The organism is Hydrogenophaga sp. RWCD_12 (assembly GCF_046604225.1).
Lineage (GTDB): Bacteria > Pseudomonadota > Gammaproteobacteria > Burkholderiales > Burkholderiaceae_C > Hydrogenophaga.
The window spans coordinates 128213-146120 of sequence record NZ_JBKIXC010000001.1 but is presented as its reverse complement, the minus strand read 5'-3'; the positions used below and the strand labels follow the sequence as shown (position 1 = coordinate 146120).

Genomic DNA, 17908 nt, shown 5'->3' with positions numbered 1-17908 from the left:
CGGCTCCGCGGCGGCTGTACGGAATCAGACCATGAACATGCCGCCGTTGACGTGCAGCTCCTGCCCCGTCACATAGGCAGCCTGTGGGCTGGCGAGATAGGCCACGGCGTGCGCGATGTCGGCCGGCTTGCCCAGATGGCCCAGCGGAATCTGGCCCAGAAGCGCCTTCTGCTGTTCTTCTGGCAGCGATGCGGTCATGTCGGTCTCGATGAAGCCGGGCGCCACGCAGTTGACGGTGATGTTGCGGCTTCCCAGCTCACGCGCCAGCGCGCGGGTCATGCCAGCCACCCCGGCCTTTGCTGCGGCGTAGTTGGCCTGGCCGGGATTGCCGGAAGCACCGACCACGCTGGTGATGCTGATGATGCGGCCGTAGCGCTGCTTCATCATCGGACGGATCACGGCGCGGCTCATGCGGAACACCGCCTTGAGGTTGGTGTCCAGCACCGCATCCCAGTCTTCGTCTTTCAGGCGCATGGCCAGCATGTCGCGTGTGATGCCGGCGTTGTTGACCAGCACATGCAGCGCGCCGTGTGCTTTGTTGATCTCGTCGATCAACGCTTCGGCAGCGGCGGCGTCATTTACATCCAGCTTCGCACCGCGGCAGCCGTCGGCCGCACCGGGCACCGCCTTGAGGGCAGCGGAAATCTTGGTGGCGCCGTCGTCCGACGTGGCGGTGCCCACCACAATCAGACCACGCGCCACGAGCTCGGCAGCAATGGCCGCGCCTATGCCACGCGAGGCGCCGGTCACCAGGGCCACCTGGCCCGCAAACTTGACTTCAGACATGCCGTCTCCTCGATCAGGCCAATAGGGTTTTCACTTCGGCCAGGCTGGCCGGCTCGTAGAGCGCGGCGCCAGTCAGCTCGGCGTCGATGCGCTTGGTCATGCCGGCCAGCACCTTGCCGGGCCCGCACTCCACCAGCGTGGACACACCGCGTGCCTTGATCGCCTTCACACATTCGACCCAGCGCACCGGCCCGAATGCCTGGCGGTACAGCGCGTCGCGGATGCGGTCGGCATCGGTTTCGACCGATACATCGATGTTGTTGACTACCGGAATCTGCGGGGCCGCAAGCACCGTCGTCGCAAGCTTTTCGCGCAGCTTGTCGGCGGCCGGCTTCATCAGGCTGGAATGGAACGGCGCCGACACGGGGAGGGGCAGCGCGCGCTTGGCGCCACTGGCCTTGAGCACTTCGCAAGCCTTGTCGACCGCGGCCTTGCTGCCGGCGATCACGGTCTGGGCCGCATCATTGAAATTCACTGCCTCGACCACTTCACCGCTTTCGGTAGCAAACGTCGCCTGCGCCTCGGCGCAGCCGGCGATCACCTGATCGGCAGGCATGCCAAGGATCGCGGCCATGGCACCCGTGCCCACCGGCACGGCTTCCTGCATGGCAGCGGCGCGGAAACGCACCAACGGAGCCGCCTGCGCCAGCGTCAGCACCCCGGACGCCACCAGCGCCGAATATTCACCCAGCGAATGCCCGGCCACCACGGACGGCAAGGCGCCGCCTTCTGCACGCCAGACGCGCCAGGCCGCCACGCCCGCCACCAGCATCACCGGCTGGGTGTTGGTGGTCAGCGCCAGCGCCTCCTTGGGGCCTTCCTGGATCAGTCGGCCCACGTCTTCGCCCAAGGCGTCGGAGGCTTCCTTCAACACCAGAGCCACTTCGGGGTGGTCGCCCCAGGCGTCGAGCATGCCGACGGCCTGCGAGCCCTGGCCGGGAAATACAAATGCGAAAGCGGTCATGGACAGGTCCAGCGATGAATCGATCGGGAAAGAGAATGAGCGGATGGTGACGCGAGGACGCCTCAGAAATCCAGCAGCACCGAGCCCCAGGTGAAGCCGCCGCCCACGCCTTCGAGCAGCAGGGTATCGCCCTTCTTGACCTGGCCCAGCCGGACCGCGTGGTCCAGTGCCAGCGGGATGGAAGCGGCCGAGGTATTGCCGTGCTGGTCCACCGTGACCACCACCTTGTCCATCGGCATCTTGAGCTTGCGCGCGGTGCCCGCCATGATGCGGATGTTGGCCTGGTGGGGAATCAGCCAGTCGATGTCGGCCTCGGTCCGGCCGGCCTTGGCCAGCGACGCACGCGCCGTCTCTTCCAGCACGCCAACCGCCAGCTTGAACACCGCCTGGCCGTCCATCTTGAGCAGCGGATCGCCCAGGATCTCGCCGCCGCTGACATGGCCGGGCACGCACAGGATGCCCACGTGCTTGCCATCGGCGTGGATGTCGGTGGCCAGAATGCCCGGCTCGTCGCTGGCTTCCACCACCACCGCGCCTGCGCCGTCACCAAACAGCACGCAGGTCGTGCGGTCATTGAAGTCGAGCAGGCGGGAAAACACCTCGGCACCGACCACGAGTGCCTTGCGGGCGCTGCCGGTGCGGATCAGCGAATCGGCGACGGTCAGCGCATAGATGAAACCGCTGCAAACGGCCTGGACGTCGAACACGGGGCAACCCGCGATACCCAGCTTGTGCTGCAGGATCGCCGCAGTTGACGGGAACACCATGTCCGGCGTCGACGTCGCCACGATGATCAGGTCGATGTCTTGCGGTGCGACACCGGCGGCGGCCATGGCCTGCCGGCAGGCCTCAGCGGCCAGGTCGCTGGCAAACACGCCGTCGGCCACAAAGTGCCGCGCCCGGATGCCGGTGCGCTCGACGATCCAGTCGTCGCTGGTTTCGATGCCCCGTGCCGCCAGCCGGGTCACCATGTCTGCATTGGTCAGGCGCTGTGGAGGCAGGCAGCTGCCGGTGCCGGAGATACGGGCAAAACGTGTCATGCGGAAAGGGAAGACTCAGTCAGATCGTCGGAATGCTCTTGAGATCGCTGGGAATGTCTTCCGGAGAGATGAGCGGTGCCGCGTGGGCAATGCGCTCCTTGACCTTGTCGAGCAGTTGGTTGTGGGCCGCATCATAAGCCCGTGCCAGCGCCTGCTCAAACGCAAAGGCGTCGGCCGAACCGTGGCTCTTGAACACCAGACCACGCAGACCAAGCAGGGCTGCGCCGTTGTAGCGCCGGTAATCCATGCGTTTTTTGAACGCCGATATCACTGGATAGGCGAACAAGGCACCAATTTTGGTGAAAATGCTGCGCGAAAACTCTGCCTTGATGAAGTTGCCGATCATCGTCGCCAGACCTTCGCTGGCCTTGAGCGCCACGTTGCCCACAAAGCCGTCGCAGACCACGATGTCCACGGTTCCCTTGAAAATGTCGTTGCCTTCGACATTGCCAAAAAAGTTCAGATCGCCAGTGTTGGCCGCATTTCGCAGCAGAACGCCCGCCTCTTTGATGACTTCGCTGCCTTTGATGACTTCTTCGCCCACATTGAGCAGGCCGACAGTGGGCTCCTCGCGACCAGTGATCGCCACCACCAGGGCCGAGCCCATGACGGCGAACTGCAGCAGGTGCTCGGCGGTGCAGTCGACATTGGCACCCAGGTCCAGCACCGTGGTGGCACCGCCCTTGGCATTTGGCATCTGACTGGCAATGGCCGGGCGGTCGATGCCGTCCATCGTCTTGAGCAGGTAGCGGGCAATCGCCATCAGCGCACCCGTGTTCCCCGCCGAAACCACTGCATTTGCCGCGCCGTCTTTGACCTGCTGGATGGCCACCCGCATCGAGGAGTCTTTCTTGCGGCGCATGGCGACCTCGACGGGATCGTCCATGGTGACCACTTCGCTCGCGGGCACGACCTGGCAGCGCACGTTGTTGAGCAACTCAGGCCAGGGCTTGAACGCCTCCGGCTGACCCACCAGCAACAGCTGGGCCTGAGGATGGCTGGCGAGAAAGGCCGCACAGGCCGGCAGGGTGGCCGCCGGACCGACGTCTCCCCCCATGCAATCCACTGCGACGGTGATCATGTCAACTTCCCGATCGGGGCGCCCAAACGGGCGCCACCAGCATGAAAAAAGCCCGCATGAGGTTCATGCGGGCCTGTACCTGGACAGCAGCCATCGCACCTGACGCGTTCAAGCGGCAGGGCGCAGCTTGCCGACACTTCAGGCTTCGGACTTGTTCTTCAGAACCTGGCGACCACGGTAGAAGCCGTTCGGGCTGATGTGGTGACGCAGGTGGGTTTCGCCGGTGGTCGGCTCAACGGCGGTGCCCGGGACGGACAGACCATTGTGCGAACGGTGCATACCGCGCTTGGAGGGGGACTTCTTGTTCTGCTGGACGGCCATGATGGGCTCCTGAAATCGGTGTTGGTGAGGGTTGCGCCGATCCGGGAATATCCAAGTGGGATTCACCCGCCATCCGGCCTGTTCATACAGGCGGCAGCGCAAAGCCAAGGATTATAGCCCGAACAAGCCAGACTCACCAAATCTGGCCCGCAAGCTCATTTCTTGAGGTGCGCCAGGGCCGCAAATGGGTTGGGGCGCGCATCTGAGGGAAGCTCTTGTGCGTCGGCACCAGTTTTTTCGCGGGGAGCCGTCAGGGGCTCTGGACATTCCTCGTGCATCGGCACCAAGGGAATGGCCATCAACAGTTCATCTTCCACCAGCCCGAGCAGGTCCGGACGAGGCTCCATCGCCAGCACATCTTCTTCGCTGTCGTCATCCTCTGCTTCGGCGGTGGCCTCGTCGGCCACAAAGCGGAACCAGCGATCGACTTCCAGGGCGACGACCACCGGACCCAGACAGCGCTGGCACCCCACCGGCAGGTCCAGCCGGACCGCCAGATGCAACCAAGGCGCCCGCTTGCCGCCGGCATCCGGGCGCATTTCGCCCTGAACCGACCACTGCACGAGGGACAATGCCTCGCCTTCGGCATGGCGCTCCGCAAAAAGTCGCTCAAAACTCTCCAGTGCATCGACACTTTCCAGCGATGCGCCGGCTTCGGCAAACGCCAGCACATCGAAGCGGCGGGGATTCCAGGACTTGTGGGCGGCTGTCTTCATTCGGGCAGTGTAAAAGATGGCTCCGTCAAAGCCGGGGACAATCGCTTCATGAGCACGCTTTCCTCTACTCCCGCGACACGCACCGTGGTGCTGGGATCGACCTCCCGCTACCGGCGTGAGCTGCTTTCCCGCCTTCAACTGCCCTTCGATTCCGCCAGCCCGGACGTCGACGAAACACCGCAACCCGGTGAATCTCCCAAAGCGCTGGCATTGCGCCTGGCCTTGGCCAAGGCGCAGGACGTGGCCCGGCGCTTTCCCGAAGCGGTCGTGATCGGCAGCGACCAGGTGGCCGATCTGGACGGCGAACCGCTGGGCAAACCAGGCACCCACGAGCGCGCAGTGGCGCAGTTGCAGCGCATGCGCGGTAAGACGGTTGTGTTCCAGACCGCGGTGGCAGTGGTGTGTCAAGCGACCTCCTTTGAACAGGTCGATCTCGCCCCCGTGCGCGTGGTGTTTCGCGACCTGGACGATGGCGAGATCGAGCGCTACCTGCGGGCCGAGGAACCCTACGACTGCGCGGGCAGCGCCAAGAGTGAAGGACTGGGCATCGCCCTGCTGGCCCGCATCGACAACGACGACCCGAGCGCGCTGGTCGGCCTGCCGCTGATCCGCACCTGCCACATGCTGCGCGCCGCTGGCGTGAAGATCCTGTGAGCGCCCCCGCCACACCGCTGGGCAAGCTCTACCTGGTGCCGACGCCCCTGGACTTCGGCGCTGTGCCTGAAGGCGAAACGCCTGCGGCGCTGGAGCTGCTGCTGCCCAACGAAACGCTTCAGGTGGCCGCCAGCCTCACGCACTGGATCGCAGAAAACGCCAAGAGCGCGAGAGCCTTCCTCAAGCGTGTCGATGCAGTGCAGCGTCTTGCCGCACCGTTGCAAGCGCAACAGATCACCGAGCTGCCTCGGCAGGCCCACAAGAAAGGCGACCACTCCCCGGCCAGCGCCGGCGACGCGCAGGCGCGCGCGCTGCTGTCGCCCGCGCTCGAAGGACATGCCATGGGACTGGTGAGCGAAGCCGGCATGCCTGCGATCGCCGACCCGGGCAGTTCGGTGGTGCGCGCAGCCCATGCGCTGGGCATCGAAGTGATTCCGCTGACCGGCCCGGTGTCGCTGATGCTGGCCCTGGCAGCCAGTGGGCTGCATGGCCAGGATTTTGCTTTTGTCGGCTACGTCCCGCAGGATCCGCGCGAGCGGGGCGCGCGCTTGCGGGATCTCGAATCGCTGGCGCTCAAGACCGGGCAAACCCAGATCCTCATCGAGACTCCCTACCGCAACACCGCGCTGCTGCAGGCCCTGCAGCAAAGCCTGCACCCGCACACCCGTCTGGCGGTGGCCTGCGGACTCGGACTGCCGCGCCAGTGCACCCGCAGCGCTCTGGTGAACGAGTGGAAGTCACGCAACCTGTCCTCGCAACTTCCGCTGGCGCTGCCAGCGGTGTTCCTGATCGGGCGCTGAGAAGCTGGCGGCCGCAGCCGGCTCAGGCCAGCGCCGCCACCATGTGAGCGCGAACGGCGGCGCTCAGTTCCGGATTGGCCAGCGCCAGATCAATGGTCGCCTGCAGGAAACCTTCCTTGCTGCCGCAGTCGTAGCGCTTGCCCTCGTAGCGGAAGGCATACACCTTCTCGGTACCGATCAGTGCCGCGATGCCGTCGGTCAGCTGGATCTCGCCACCGGCGCCCCGCGGCTGTCGGCGGATGCTCTCGAACACCGCCGGCGTCAGGATGTAGCGCCCGGCCACCGCCAGCGTCGACGGCGCCACATCCGGCTTGGGCTTCTCGACCATGGCGAACACTTCAGCCACCGTGGCATGCGCACCATGCACATCCACCACGCCGTAGCGCCCGGTTTCTTCCTTGGGAACGTCCTGCACCGCCAGAACGGTGCCGGGGTTTGACTGGTACGCCTGCACCATCTGCTGAAGCACCGTGGGCCCGCCATCGCCCTGCCGGGTGCCGAGCATCAGGTCATCGGCCAGCAGCACCGCAAACGGCTCGTTGCCGACCAGCCGCTCGGCACACAGCACCGCGTGCCCCAGCCCCAGCGCCTTGGGCTGGCGCACGTAGACGCAGTCCATGTCGTCGGGCTTGATGGAATTGACCAGATCCAGCAAGGCCTTCTTGCCGGCGGCTTCGAGTTCGGCCTCCAGCTCGTAGGCCGTGTCGAAATGGTCTTCGATCGCGCGCTTGTGGCGCCCGGTCACGAAGATCATTTCGCGGATGCCCGCTGCGTAGGCCTCCTCCACCGCGTACTGGATCAGCGGCTTGTCGACCACCGGCAGCATCTCCTTGGGGATGGCCTTGGTGGCCGGGAGGAAACGGGTGCCCATGCCACCCACAGGAAAGACTGCTTTCTGGATCTGCATACGAGTGTTCGCTGTGGTTGTGATGTTGAGTGCGTGTCAGCGCAGTGAAATGCCTGCGCTGCGAGCGGCCTTGACCACGCCAACGCCCATGTGCACACCCAGCTCGCGCGCCAGGCGCATGCCCACGTTCTCGCGTTGGGTGTAGTCCACGATGTCTTCGGCCTTGACGATCTCGCGCGCCACGTAGTCGAGGCTGCCCAGGCCGTCGGCCAGACCCTGAGCCACCGCCTGCTGGCCGCTCCAGACCAGGCCACTGAATGTGTCGGGTGTCTCCTTGAGACGCTCGCCCCGACCACGCTTGACCACGGCAATGAACTGAGCATGAATCTCGCCCAGCATGGCCTGGATATAGGCGCGCTGCGCATCGTCCTGCGGGCTGAACGGGTCGAGCATGGCCTTGTTCTGGCCCGCCACCATCAGGCGGCGCTCAACACCCACCTTCTCCATCAGGCCGGTGAACCCGAAGCCGTCCATGAGCACGCCGATGCTGCCCACGAGACTGGCCTTGTCGACATAGATCGCATCCGCGGCGGCCGCGATGTAGTACGCGGCCGAGGCGCAGGTCTCTTCGACCACGGCGTACACCTTCTTGTGGTGGACCGCCTTGAGCCGCGTGATCTCGTCGTTGATGATGCCCGCCTGCACCGGACTGCCGCCGGGCGAGTCGATCAGCAGCACGATGGCCTGCGCACCATCGTCTTCAAACGCCGTGCGCAGCGAGCCCAGCACGTTGTCGGCGCTGGCGCCCGCACCGGAGGCGATCTCGCCCTTGATTTCAATCAGCGCCGTATGCGGCTTGCTCACCGGCCCTTGCCCTTCGGTCTGCTTGACCCATGTCCAGATGGCCGCCGCAAACAAGACCAGCCAGGCCAGCCGGAAGAACAGCTTCCAGCGCCGGGCAGACTGCTGCTCCCGCACGGTCGCGAGCACCAGCTTTTCGATCGTCTCGCGTTCCCAGGCCACCTCATGCCGCGGGGTCTGCGGCTGAGGTTGGGACGGCACTGCCGAGGAGGCAGACGGATCTTGCGTTTTGTCGTTCATGTGAATGCCACTCAAAAGGCCAGAGGCGCAAACGGGTATTGTGCCTGCCAGTACACCACGTTCTCGCGCTCGACCACGGGCACTGGCACCAGTCCGCCACGGCACGGACCACCCCGGCAGGCCCCGGTTGCCGGGTCATAGGCCGCGCCATGGGTCGAGCACAGCAGCCACTGACCACTGTCGTCAAAGAAACGGTTGGGCTGCCAGTCCATTTCCATGGCCACGTGCGAGCATCGGTTCAGGTAGGCATGCACCTCGCCGCGGAAGCGGACCGCGAACGCCCTGCAGGTCTGCCCGGCATGCATCACATCGAATGGCACCGCCACACCGCCCTCGGCCAGGTCCTTGCTGTTGCACAGAGGGTGAAGGTCACTCCCGGACATGCTGCCTCCTTCAGGCGTTGGCGCGCAGCCAGGCATCCAGTTCAGCCACCGAGTGCGCCACGAACCGAGGCGACAGGGCAGAGAAAGTGTCGGGTTCGTGGGCGCCGTAGCTCACCCCGACACTGGCACAACCGGCGTTGACCGCCATCTGCAGGTCATGGGTGGTGTCGCCAATCATCAGCGTGCGCTCAGGAGCAACACCGAACTCGCGCATCAACTGTTCCAGCATCAGTGGGCTGGGCTTTCCCGCGGTCTCGTCGGCGGTGCGCGAGCCGTCGAACAAGCCCTGCAGCTCCACCGCATGCAAGGCGTCGTCCAGCCCGCGCCGGCTCTTGCCGGTCGCCACGGTCAGCCAGTGGTGCCTGGCCTTGAGCGCCGCCAGCATCGGAAGCACCCCTGCAAACAGGCTGATGTCGTGCTGGTGCGCGGCGTAGTGGTGACGGTACCTCAGGCCCAGTTGCGGATAGCGGTCGGGCGGCACATCCGGCGCCGCGTGTGCCAGCGCCTGCATCAGCCCCATGCCGATCACGTAACTCGCCGCCGCGTCGGTAGGTACGGTGCCACCGACATCTTTCACTGCCGCCTGGATGCAGCGCACGATGAGGGCGGTGGAGTCGAACAGGGTACCGTCCCAGTCGAAGGCGATGAGGTCGAATTGGCGCGGGCGCATGGGACGAAGGAGTGAAAGTGCTCCGATTATCGATGCCACCAGAAAACAAAAAGGCACCCGAAGGTGCCTTGGTCGTGTTGCCCTGACGGGTCAGATACGGAAGTCTTCGATGCTCTTGCCCGAAGCCAGCACAGCACGCACCCACTCAGGCTTGCGGCCCGGTCCGCCGGCCCACAGTTCACCGTTGGGGCCTTTGTACTTGGCAGCAGCCTTCGATTTGGACTTGGCCGGCTTCTTGGCGCCTCCCGCTGCAGCACCGCCCAGGTCAGCGACGGTGATGCCGTATTGCTTCATTTTGGCCTTGATGTCTGCAATTGCCGACGAAAGCTCGTTTTTACGGGCCTGTTCGGCCTGGTTCATCAGTGCCTGGGCTTGCGCCATCAGTTCGGAATAGGTTGCCATTGATTGTCCTTTGATTGGGTTGCTTCCAACGATCTCGACATCCCAACGATGTCCGGAGGGCATTCTAATAGGCATCCTTCAGGATTCGAGCCACTTTTTCAACTCCAAAGGTAATTCCGAATGTAACTCCATGGCTTCACCCGATATCGGATGGGCCAGCCGCAATCGCCAGGCGTGCAGAAACATCCGTCGCAGTCCGGTTTTGGCCAATTGGCGGTTCAGCTCAAAATCCCCGTACTTGTCGTCACCAGCAATCGGGTGTCCTGCATGCGACAGGTGAACCCGGATCTGATGGGTGCGGCCAGTCTTGATCGTGACCTCCAGCACCGTCAGGCCTTCTGGGCAAAGCGCTTCAAGGCCGGCCCTGGCGGGAATGTGCTGCTGCACTTTCACCAGCGTGACCGACCGCATGCCGTCGGGATGCCCAGGCTCCACCACCCGCACCCGGCGCTCCCCGTCAGCCTGCAAGTATTTGTGCAGAGGCTGGTCCAACACCTTCAGACGCTCCGGCCACCGGCCTTTCACCAGCGTCAAATAGGTTTTGCCGGTTTCCCGCTCCCGGAATTGGTCCTGCAAGGCCTTGAGCGCGCTTTTCTTCTTGGCAATCAGCAGCAATCCGCTGGTTTCCCGGTCCAGCCGGTGGACCAATTCCAGCAGGCGGGCCTGAGGGCGAGCCTGGCGCAACTGCTCAATGACACCAAAACTGACGCCACTGCCGCCGTGCACCGCCACCCCAGCAGGTTTGTCCAGCGCCAGAAAGGCCTCGTCCTCGAACAGCACGGGAAACGAACGCGCTGGTACCACGGCCTGCGCCTTTTCGGCAGCACGTTCGGACAGGCGAATCGGCGGAATGCGCAACAAATCTCCCGCTTCGACCCGGTCGTCGGCAGAAATCCGGCCCTTGTTGCGACGCACTTCCCCGGACCGGATGATCCGGTAGATGTGGGTCTTGGGAACGCCCTTGAGCTCCCGGAAGAGGAAATTGTCCAGGCGCTGCCCGGCGGACTCTTCGTCCACCAGGAGATGGCGCACGGCCGCCGGACCATCAGAAAAAGAAGAATTCAAGGGTTTGCCACCGCCAACTTTGCGCCACAGACCGGGGCAGCCCCCTATAATGTGTCGCACCAGTCGTGCGTTGTAAGTGATTGATTTTCCTGAGTTTAAGGCAGTCACCCGCAACCAGGCCCGGACAGCAAGGCTGAAAACGGGCGCGACGGGTAACCCGTGCCACCTGCTGCAGCCGGTTGGGACCCTTGTCCGGAATGCGTGATCGACGCTCCCGACAGGGCCACTCTGGAAGAGCGCAGCAGGAGAACCGGCCTGAAAAGAAGCGAACCCGATTACGGAATACCCCAATCGGCCAGCCACTCCCACGGCGCCCAGCGCGCCGGACACAGGGGCTGACCGAGGACAAAGTGAAGACAGAGACCGAACCGGCAAGATCCATGTCGACGACATCCATCTGGCCCCGCCTGCTCACCCACATCCACGCGCCTACGCCCTGACCCGGCCCGGTGCGAGGTGGCGCATTGCCGCAACCTTGCACCCGACAACATGAGCGCCCGAGTTGCTCGGGACTGTTCCAGGTCAACGGCTCTCCGGCAATTCCTCCCCTGTTCGCGTTTTTTCGCTGGTTCCCGGCAAACCGGCGTGCGGCCTGTCCGCGCGCTTTTGTCAGTGACAGTGAAAAAGGAAACGCATCATGAAGCGCATGCTGATCAACGCCACGCAGGCTGAAGAACGCCGCCTGGCGATCGTCGACGGGCAGAAACTGCTCGACTACGAAATCGAGATCGAAGGACGCGAACAGCGCAAGGGCAACATCTACAAGGCCGTCGTCACGCGCGTCGAGCCTTCGCTGGAAGCCTGTTTCGTCGACTACGGCGAAGACCGCCACGGCTTCCTGCCGTTCAAGGAAATCTCCAAACAGTACTTCCAGGGCAACGTCTCGCCGTCGCAGGCCCGCATCAACGACGTCATCAAGGAAGGTCAGGAACTGCTGGTACAGGTTGAAAAGGAAGAACGTGGCAACAAGGGCGCGGCCCTGACCACCTTCGTCAGCCTGGCCGGCCGCTACGTGGTGCTGATGCCCAACAACCCGCGTGGTGGTGGCGTCAGCCGCCGCATCGAGGGTGAAGACCGCCAGGAACTCAAGCAGGCGCTGGACCAGCTCGAATACCCCAACGGCATGAGCATCATCGCGCGCACCGCCGGCATCGGCCGCGACGCACCCGAGCTGCAGTGGGACCTGAACTACCTGCTCAAGCTGTGGACCGCGATCGACGGCGCCGCAAAGGGTGGCAAGGGCGCGTTCCTGATCTACCAGGAATCGAGCCTGGTGATCCGCGCGATCCGCGACTACTTCAATGGTGATATCGGCGAGATCCTGATCGACACCGACGACATCTACGAGCAGGCTCACCAGTTCATGAGCCACGTGATGCCGGAGCACGGCCACCGCGTCAAGCGCTACCGCGACGACGCACCGCTGTTCAGCCGCTTCCAGATCGAGCACCAGATCGAGACCGCCTACAGCCGCATCGTGCAGCTGCCCAGCGGTGGTGCCATCGTGATCGACCAGACCGAAGCGCTGGTGGCGGTGGACGTGAACTCGGCCCGCGCCATCAAGGGCGGCGACATCGAAGAAACCGCCACCCGCACCAACCTGGAAGCCGCCGACGAAGTGGCGCGCCAGGCGCGCCTGCGCGACCTCGGCGGCCTGATCGTGATCGACTTCATCGACATGGAAGAGTCGAAGAACCGCCGCGAAGTGGAAAACCGCCTGCGCGACGCGCTGCGCCAGGACCGTGCCCGCGTGCAGTTCGGCTCCATCAGCAAGTTCGGCCTGCTCGAAATGAGCCGCCAGCGCCTGAAACCCATGCTCAGCGAAGGCGCCTCGATCCCCTGCCCGCGCTGCGGTGGTTCCGGCCACATCCGCGACACGGAAAGCTCAGCGCTGCAGATCCTGCGCATCATTCAGGAAGAGTCGCTCAAGGACAGCACGGCCGCCGTGCTGGTGCAGGTACCGGTCGAAGTGGCCAGCTTCCTGCTCAACGAGAAGCGCACCGAGATCACCAAGATCGAACTCAAGCAGCGCATCAGTGTGCTGCTGGTGCCCAACAAGTCGCTGGACACGCCCAACTACAAGCTCGAACGCCTCAAGCACGACGACCCGCGCCTGGACAACCTCGACGCCAGCTACAAGCTCGCCGAAGAAGCCGACGACGCGACCGGCTTCACCCGCCGCAGCCAGGAACGCACCAACAAGCAGGACCCGGTGATCAAGGGTGTCGTGTTCGATGGTCCGGCCCCGGTCGCCACGCCCAAGCCCGAAGCTCCGGTCGTCGCACCGGCTCCGGTGGCGGCGCCCGCTCCGGTTGCTGCACCGGCCCCGGTGGCCAAGGCGCCGGCAGAGAAGGGTTTCTTCGGCTGGATCAAGAACCTGTTCGGTGCCACACCGGCACCTGCGCCCGTGGCGCCCGCGCCAGCCGTGTCGGACACCACCAAGGGCGATCGCGCCGATGGCAACAAGGGCCCGCGCGACGGGCGTGGTGGCCGTGGCCGCAACGGTGAAGGCCGTGGCGAAGGTCGCGGTGAACGCACCGAGGGCCAGGGCCGCAACGGTGAACGCCGCGACGGCAACCGTCCGCCGCGAGGTGAAGGTCGGGGCGACAACCGAGGTGAAGGCCGCGGTGAGCGCACCGAAGGCCAAGGTCGCAACGGTGAACGCCGCAACGACAACCGAGGCGAACGCACCGAAGGCCAGGGCCGCAATGGTCAGCGCCGCGACGGCCGCCGCGACAACCGCACCGACGCCAACGCCGTCAATGCAGCCGAAGCTGGCATTACGGACAACCTGAACGTTGCCTTGCCGACCGCAGAAGTTGCCGATGCCGCCGCCGACAATGGTCGCCGTGAACGCCGCAACGGCCGCGGTGAAAACCGCCGCCGCCAGGGTGACGGCAGCGAGGCACCTGCGCAAGCTCTGGTGGCCGATGTCGGTGTACCAGCTGCCGAAGCAGCTGCCGATGCGCCTGTGGACGGCAACGCAGTGCAAGGCGCCGACGGCGACAACGCGGCACCCCGCGCTCCGCGCGAGCGCCGCAGCCGCGACCGCTACGGCCGTGACCGCCGTGGTGACCGTGGCCCGCGCGACGGCGACACCGCCGAGGCCCAGGCCGATACGCAGCCTGATGCGGTGACCGAAGTCGCTCCTGCGGCCCCCATCGCCGAAGACAGCAGCGAACAGCGCCCTGCTCGCAGCTACTTCGCCCAGCCGGCCGCACCGGTTGCTGCCGCAGTGACGCCGCCGGCCGCAGAGCCGGTGATCGTGGCGGAACAAGCACCTGCGGCGCCGGTGCGCCAGTCGCCGGCACCCCGCCCGGTGGCCGCCCCCGTCGCCGTGGCGGCCCCGGTCGCCGCTGGCATGCCCAAGGTTGCTCCGTACACGCTGTCGCTGGACCAGCTCAGCCAGGTGGCGCAGGCCAGTGGTCTGGAGTGGGTGAACTCGGACGCTGCCAAGGTCGCCCAGGTGCAGGCCGCCATCGCCGCCGAACCCAAGCCGATCCATGTGCCGCGTGAACTCAAGCCGGTGGTGGTGGTCGATGAAGGTCCGCTGGTGCTGGTCGAGACCCGCAAGGATCTGAGCAACGTCAGCCTGCCTTTCGACAACCACTGACCCTGGAAACTCCCTACTCTCCTCCTGCGCGGGAGGGAGCCACAAAAAAGCCGACCAGCAGGTCGGCTTTTTTGTTGGGCACCCTGAAGTGGGCGCATGTCTCAGTGGTCCATGAGCGCAGCCCGCTTCCAGGCATTCTGCGCACCTGCGACATCGCCCCGCTCCTCGGCCAGCATCGCCAGTGCGCACCAGGTGCGACGCAACAATGATGGGTCGTTCAGGCTGTGGCTGGCCTGCCCCAGCAGCTGTGCTGCCTTGCCCCAGAGCTGCCGCTGGCGACAGGCCTGACCGGTGAGGTATTGCAAATAAGGATTGTTGGGCCATTGCCGCTGGCTCTGTTCCAGCCGCGCCAGGCCCGCCGCCTCCAGCCGGGCAAGACCGGGTTCGAGCGCCAGCGCCAGCTGCTTCTGTTGATCGGCACCGAGCGACGCAAACTGCGGCCACAGCGGCTCCATCCAGGCACTGACCAGTGTGTGCACCTGCGTCGTTTCGTCACCGTGCGGGTCGTCCGAAGGAAAGCGGTGGGCACGGTCCACCGCGGCCAGCACCAGCTCGGGCATGGCCCGTTCGGAAGCGTCCAGCTTCGACCAGACCGTCTGCAGTCGGGAAATGTCGTGCGCCTCTCGCAAGGCGTCCAGCGCCAGGCCGCGCACGATGCTGCGCGAGGCTTCGGGCGAGAACGCCCGGTGCTTGGCCAGCAGGCGTGCCGTTTCCAGCGCCTCCCCGGTGGCACCGCCCAGACGGGCCACGCGCAGCTTCAGGCGCAACGCCTGGATGCGCCGGGCCGCACCCTGCGGCAGCTCGGCCAGGTGGCTGCGGGCCGCCTGCACGTCTCGGTCTTCCACCGCCCATCGCACTGCGCGCAGCAAGGCGCCTTCGCGGACTTCGGGCGAGGCCTTGGCAAGTTGGGGATGCAGGGCGGCCTGCAGGTGTTCGTCGCGCGTGCTGCGGTTCTGCAGCGACTGCGCCGCTTCGGCCACCAGCAGGTGTGCCAGCAACTGCAGCTGACCACGCCGCGGCCATTGTTCGGCCGGCTGGCCATTGAGCTGTTCCAGTGCCGACAGCGCCGCCGACTGCGCCCGCACAAAGCGGCCGGCCAGCTGGTGGGCCAGCGAATCCATCACCGCGCCGACCGCCGCGCGCTCCATCTGCAGGCTGCGCCAGCGTTTGGCCTGGCGCGGCAGTTCGCGCAGCATGGTCACCGCGCGGATGGCCAGATAGAGCAGCACAAAGCCCACCACCAGGCACAACAGGACGAAGTTGAACGACACGTCGAAGCGGTACGGTGGCCAGAACAGGCTGACCATGGCCTGGTTGTGTCCCACCAGCAGCGCCAGCGCGACCGCGAGTGCGGCCAGCCCCAACAGCCAGAACACATTGCGCATGGCGCCCGACTGACGGTGCGGCCCGAGCATCAACGTCCCCCGGCCGCCACGGCCAGCGCCGCCAGACTTTCTTCCGGCTGGGGCAGCTGGGTCACGGCCAGTTCGGCGCGCAGCTGGGTGACCACACCCTGCGCTGCCACAACCTCAGGCGAGCTGGCATCGAAATGGCGGACCAGCGCGGCATCGATGTTCTTGAGGTCGTCCTGCACCGCGTCCATCTGCCGAGCCAGCAGGCCCAGTCGCGCGTTCAGGAGACGCAGCTTCAGGTTCTCGCGCAGGAAGAAAGCCTGCTCGGGCGCCAGCAGCACGGCCTCGGGCCGGTCAATGCGGCTGACCCGCACCAGTTCGCGGCCGCTGCGCGTGGTCTCGTCCCACACCTGGCGCCAGAAACCGTTCCAGGACTGCACGGCACCATCCCAGCCCGACACCACGGGCTCGGTCGGACCGATCGGCGTCGGCACATTGACCGGCGCCGCTGGCTTGGCCTCACCTTTGGCCGCAGCACGCACCGGCGCTTTCGCTGGCGCAGCGGTCTTGGGACGGGTCGCGGTGGCCAGAGGCCCCACTTCATTCGGTACCGGCCACTGGTCCACCTTGCGCACCAGATCGTCCAGCCGCTGCACCAGCGCGGGCACGTCGGCAACCGTGGTACCACGGATGCGCTGCACGTCGCGGGCGATCGCGCGCTGCACCGGATTGAGCCGGGGCTGGGCCGCGCGTGCGATGCGGGCATCGGCCGCCTGCAGCGCTGCCAGCAAAGGCTGCACGCTGCCGGTCAGCTGGGCCTGCTGCTGCGCCAGACGCAGGGCCGACTCGATGTCCTGCACCAGGTTGTCGTCGCGCGAACGCGAGAGGGTCAGCATCAGCTCTTCCAGCTGCGAACGCTGCAGGCTCACCTCGGATAGCTTGACCTCGGCCACGGCCAGCCGCGCCAGCATTTCCTTGGTCTGTGCCTCGGCCTGCAGCGCGAGCGTGCGGGTCTCCGCCGACTGGGTCGCGCTGTCCTGGCTGCGGCGGGCCAGTTCGCGCTGAGTGAAGTCCAGCTTCTGCCACAGCAGACCCGCCATCACCAGCGCCAGCCCACCCACGCCCAGCGCGGCCAAGGTCAGCCAGGCGCCAAAGCCGCGGCCAGCCGCAGGGGCGGCGACGGGCGCTCCGCTCGAAACGGATGTCGTCTCAGCGGGTGCCGAAGTGGGTGTGTCGAGGGTATCTGTGCTCATGGCAGGCTTTGCAGCGATTCTAGGCTGCGCAACACATCGTCCAGCGCCGGCCGGCTGGAGAACACCGCCCCGAAGCCGGCGTCCCGCGCCGCCTGCGCGATGCGCTCGTGCGTACACAGGGCCTGCGCGCGCGACCAGTCGGCGGCGGGCAGCGCGGCCACCAGGTGAGTGATCGCTTCCGAGCTGCTGAACAGCCAGAGACTGTCGGCACCTGTTCCTGCCAGGGCCTCGGCGCGCCAGGCCTCGCTCCATTGAGGTGCGTGACGTTCGTAGGCAACGCACAGATCGACCTGCGCACCCTTCTCGCGACAGCGCTCCAGCAGCCATTCGCGGCCACTGCCAGCGGCGCCACCCTGCGATTCCCCGTCGGTGCCTGTCGATGCGCCGCGCACCACGAGCAGGTGCGTGCCAGGATGGAGTTGCGACCCGACCACCGGCCAGAGATGCTCCGAATCGAACTGCGCGGCATCGGGAGGCGGAGCGTCGATACGGGACGCTTCAATGCCCAGTGGTGCCAGCGCCCGGGCCAGTGCCCGGGCCGTACCGGGGCCGGGGGACCAGAAGCGCGTGCGGCGGTCTTGGTGCAAGGACGGAGCGGGCAGGTCGGCAAAGAAGTGTTGCACCGCAGCCGCACTGACGAACATCAGTACGTCTTTCTCATGCCAGCTGGCGCGCGCCTGCGCCAGGGCGGCCAGAGCCGCCGGATCGCGTGGCGCGCCAATGTCGATCAGCGGCAGCGACAGCGCCGGCCAGCCCAGCTTCCGCAGCGCATCGACCCAGGCCATTCCTTCGTCGCTGGGACGCGTCACGAAGACGCGGGACCAGCGGGTCGGGCGCGTCAGCGGCGCCGCGACCAAGCC

The 17908-nt window shown here is 65.9% G+C and carries 18 protein-coding genes; 3 read left to right on the top strand and 15 right to left on the bottom strand.

The genetic code is table 11. The features are described 5' to 3' along the window. Positions 1–24: 24 nt before the first annotated feature. The 6 genes from fabG to ACLIJ1_RS00665 all read right to left on the bottom strand — a co-directional run bounded on the left by fabG (position 25) and on the right by ACLIJ1_RS00665 (position 4908). Positions 25–786, bottom strand: a complete 762-nt coding sequence (gene fabG / locus ACLIJ1_RS00690) for a 3-oxoacyl-ACP reductase FabG (RefSeq protein ID WP_411363555.1) — start codon at positions 784–786, stop codon at positions 25–27. A gap of 13 nt (positions 787–799) precedes the next feature. Continuing rightward, positions 800–1750 (bottom strand): ACP S-malonyltransferase, encoded by a 951-nt coding sequence (fabD, locus tag ACLIJ1_RS00685; RefSeq protein ID WP_411363554.1) that lies wholly within the window; start codon positions 1748–1750, stop codon positions 800–802. Between the two features lie 62 nt (positions 1751–1812). Next, positions 1813–2790, bottom strand: a complete 978-nt coding sequence (locus ACLIJ1_RS00680) for a beta-ketoacyl-ACP synthase III (RefSeq protein WP_411363553.1) — start codon at positions 2788–2790, stop codon at positions 1813–1815. A 19-nt stretch (positions 2791–2809) separates the two neighbouring features. Continuing rightward, positions 2810–3871 (bottom strand): phosphate acyltransferase PlsX, encoded by a 1062-nt coding sequence (gene plsX / locus ACLIJ1_RS00675; protein ID WP_411363552.1) that lies wholly within the window; start codon positions 3869–3871, stop codon positions 2810–2812. Positions 3872–4009: 138 nt separating this feature from the next. Then, positions 4010–4192, bottom strand: coding sequence for a 50S ribosomal protein L32 (rpmF, locus tag ACLIJ1_RS00670; RefSeq protein WP_411363551.1), 183 nt, complete (start codon positions 4190–4192; stop codon positions 4010–4012). Between the two features lie 155 nt (positions 4193–4347). Next, the gene (locus ACLIJ1_RS00665; protein ID WP_411363550.1) at positions 4348–4908 is read right to left on the bottom strand and encodes a YceD family protein; all 561 of its coding nucleotides are present in this window, start codon (positions 4906–4908) and stop codon (positions 4348–4350) included. Positions 4909–4956: 48 nt separating this feature from the next. On the opposite strand from ACLIJ1_RS00665, the gene ACLIJ1_RS00660 reads away from it, so the two are divergent. Continuing rightward, the gene (locus ACLIJ1_RS00660) at positions 4957–5562 is read left to right on the top strand and encodes a Maf family nucleotide pyrophosphatase (protein ID WP_411363549.1); all 606 of its coding nucleotides are present in this window, start codon (positions 4957–4959) and stop codon (positions 5560–5562) included. Then, the gene (locus ACLIJ1_RS00655; RefSeq protein ID WP_411363548.1) at positions 5559–6362 is read left to right on the top strand and encodes an SAM-dependent methyltransferase; all 804 of its coding nucleotides are present in this window, start codon (positions 5559–5561) and stop codon (positions 6360–6362) included. The genes ACLIJ1_RS00660 and ACLIJ1_RS00655 overlap by 4 nt, the downstream gene beginning before the upstream one ends. Positions 6363–6384: 22 nt before the next feature. Here the strand turns inward: ACLIJ1_RS00655 and galU are convergent, their stop codons facing one another. From galU to ACLIJ1_RS00625, 6 genes are all read right to left on the bottom strand, one after another. Next, positions 6385–7269: a UTP--glucose-1-phosphate uridylyltransferase GalU gene (gene galU, locus ACLIJ1_RS00650; protein ID WP_411363547.1), complete on the bottom strand. Its 885-nt coding sequence runs from the start codon at positions 7267–7269 to the stop codon at positions 6385–6387. 36 nt (positions 7270–7305) lie between these two features. Next, complete coding sequence (locus ACLIJ1_RS00645) at positions 7306–8310, bottom strand: S49 family peptidase (RefSeq protein ID WP_411363546.1); 1005 nt, start codon at positions 8308–8310, stop codon at positions 7306–7308. Between the two features lie 11 nt (positions 8311–8321). Beyond that, a complete protein-coding gene (locus tag ACLIJ1_RS00640; protein ID WP_411363545.1) occupies positions 8322–8693 on the bottom strand; it encodes a Rieske (2Fe-2S) protein in 372 nt (123 codons plus the stop codon). Between the two features lie 10 nt (positions 8694–8703). Further along, complete coding sequence (locus ACLIJ1_RS00635; protein ID WP_411363544.1) at positions 8704–9363, bottom strand: HAD family hydrolase; 660 nt, start codon at positions 9361–9363, stop codon at positions 8704–8706. 90 nt (positions 9364–9453) lie between these two features. Beyond that, complete coding sequence (locus ACLIJ1_RS00630) at positions 9454–9765, bottom strand: H-NS family nucleoid-associated regulatory protein (protein WP_411363543.1); 312 nt, start codon at positions 9763–9765, stop codon at positions 9454–9456. A 78-nt stretch (positions 9766–9843) separates the two neighbouring features. Then, positions 9844–10890 (bottom strand): RluA family pseudouridine synthase, encoded by a 1047-nt coding sequence (locus ACLIJ1_RS00625; RefSeq protein WP_411363542.1) that lies wholly within the window; start codon positions 10888–10890, stop codon positions 9844–9846. Between the two features lie 577 nt (positions 10891–11467). On the opposite strand from ACLIJ1_RS00625, the gene ACLIJ1_RS00620 reads away from it, so the two are divergent. After that, a complete protein-coding gene (locus ACLIJ1_RS00620; protein WP_411363541.1) occupies positions 11468–14443 on the top strand; it encodes an Rne/Rng family ribonuclease in 2976 nt (991 codons plus the stop codon). Positions 14444–14544: 101 nt separating this feature from the next. On the opposite strand, the gene ACLIJ1_RS00615 is transcribed toward ACLIJ1_RS00620, so the two are convergent. The 3 genes from ACLIJ1_RS00615 to ACLIJ1_RS00605 are packed head-to-tail and all read right to left on the bottom strand — an operon-like array spanning position 14545 to position 17905. Further along, positions 14545–15828 (bottom strand): heme biosynthesis protein HemY, encoded by a 1284-nt coding sequence (locus ACLIJ1_RS00615; RefSeq protein WP_411364757.1) that lies wholly within the window; start codon positions 15826–15828, stop codon positions 14545–14547. A gap of 29 nt (positions 15829–15857) precedes the next feature. Beyond that, a complete protein-coding gene (locus ACLIJ1_RS00610) occupies positions 15858–17048 on the bottom strand; it encodes a uroporphyrinogen-III C-methyltransferase (RefSeq protein ID WP_411363540.1) in 1191 nt (396 codons plus the stop codon). Next, on the bottom strand, positions 17045–17905 hold the full coding sequence (locus tag ACLIJ1_RS00605; protein ID WP_411363539.1) for a uroporphyrinogen-III synthase: 861 nt from the start codon (positions 17903–17905) through the stop codon (positions 17045–17047). The genes ACLIJ1_RS00610 and ACLIJ1_RS00605 overlap by 4 nt, the downstream gene beginning before the upstream one ends. Positions 17906–17908: the final 3 nt, after the last annotated feature.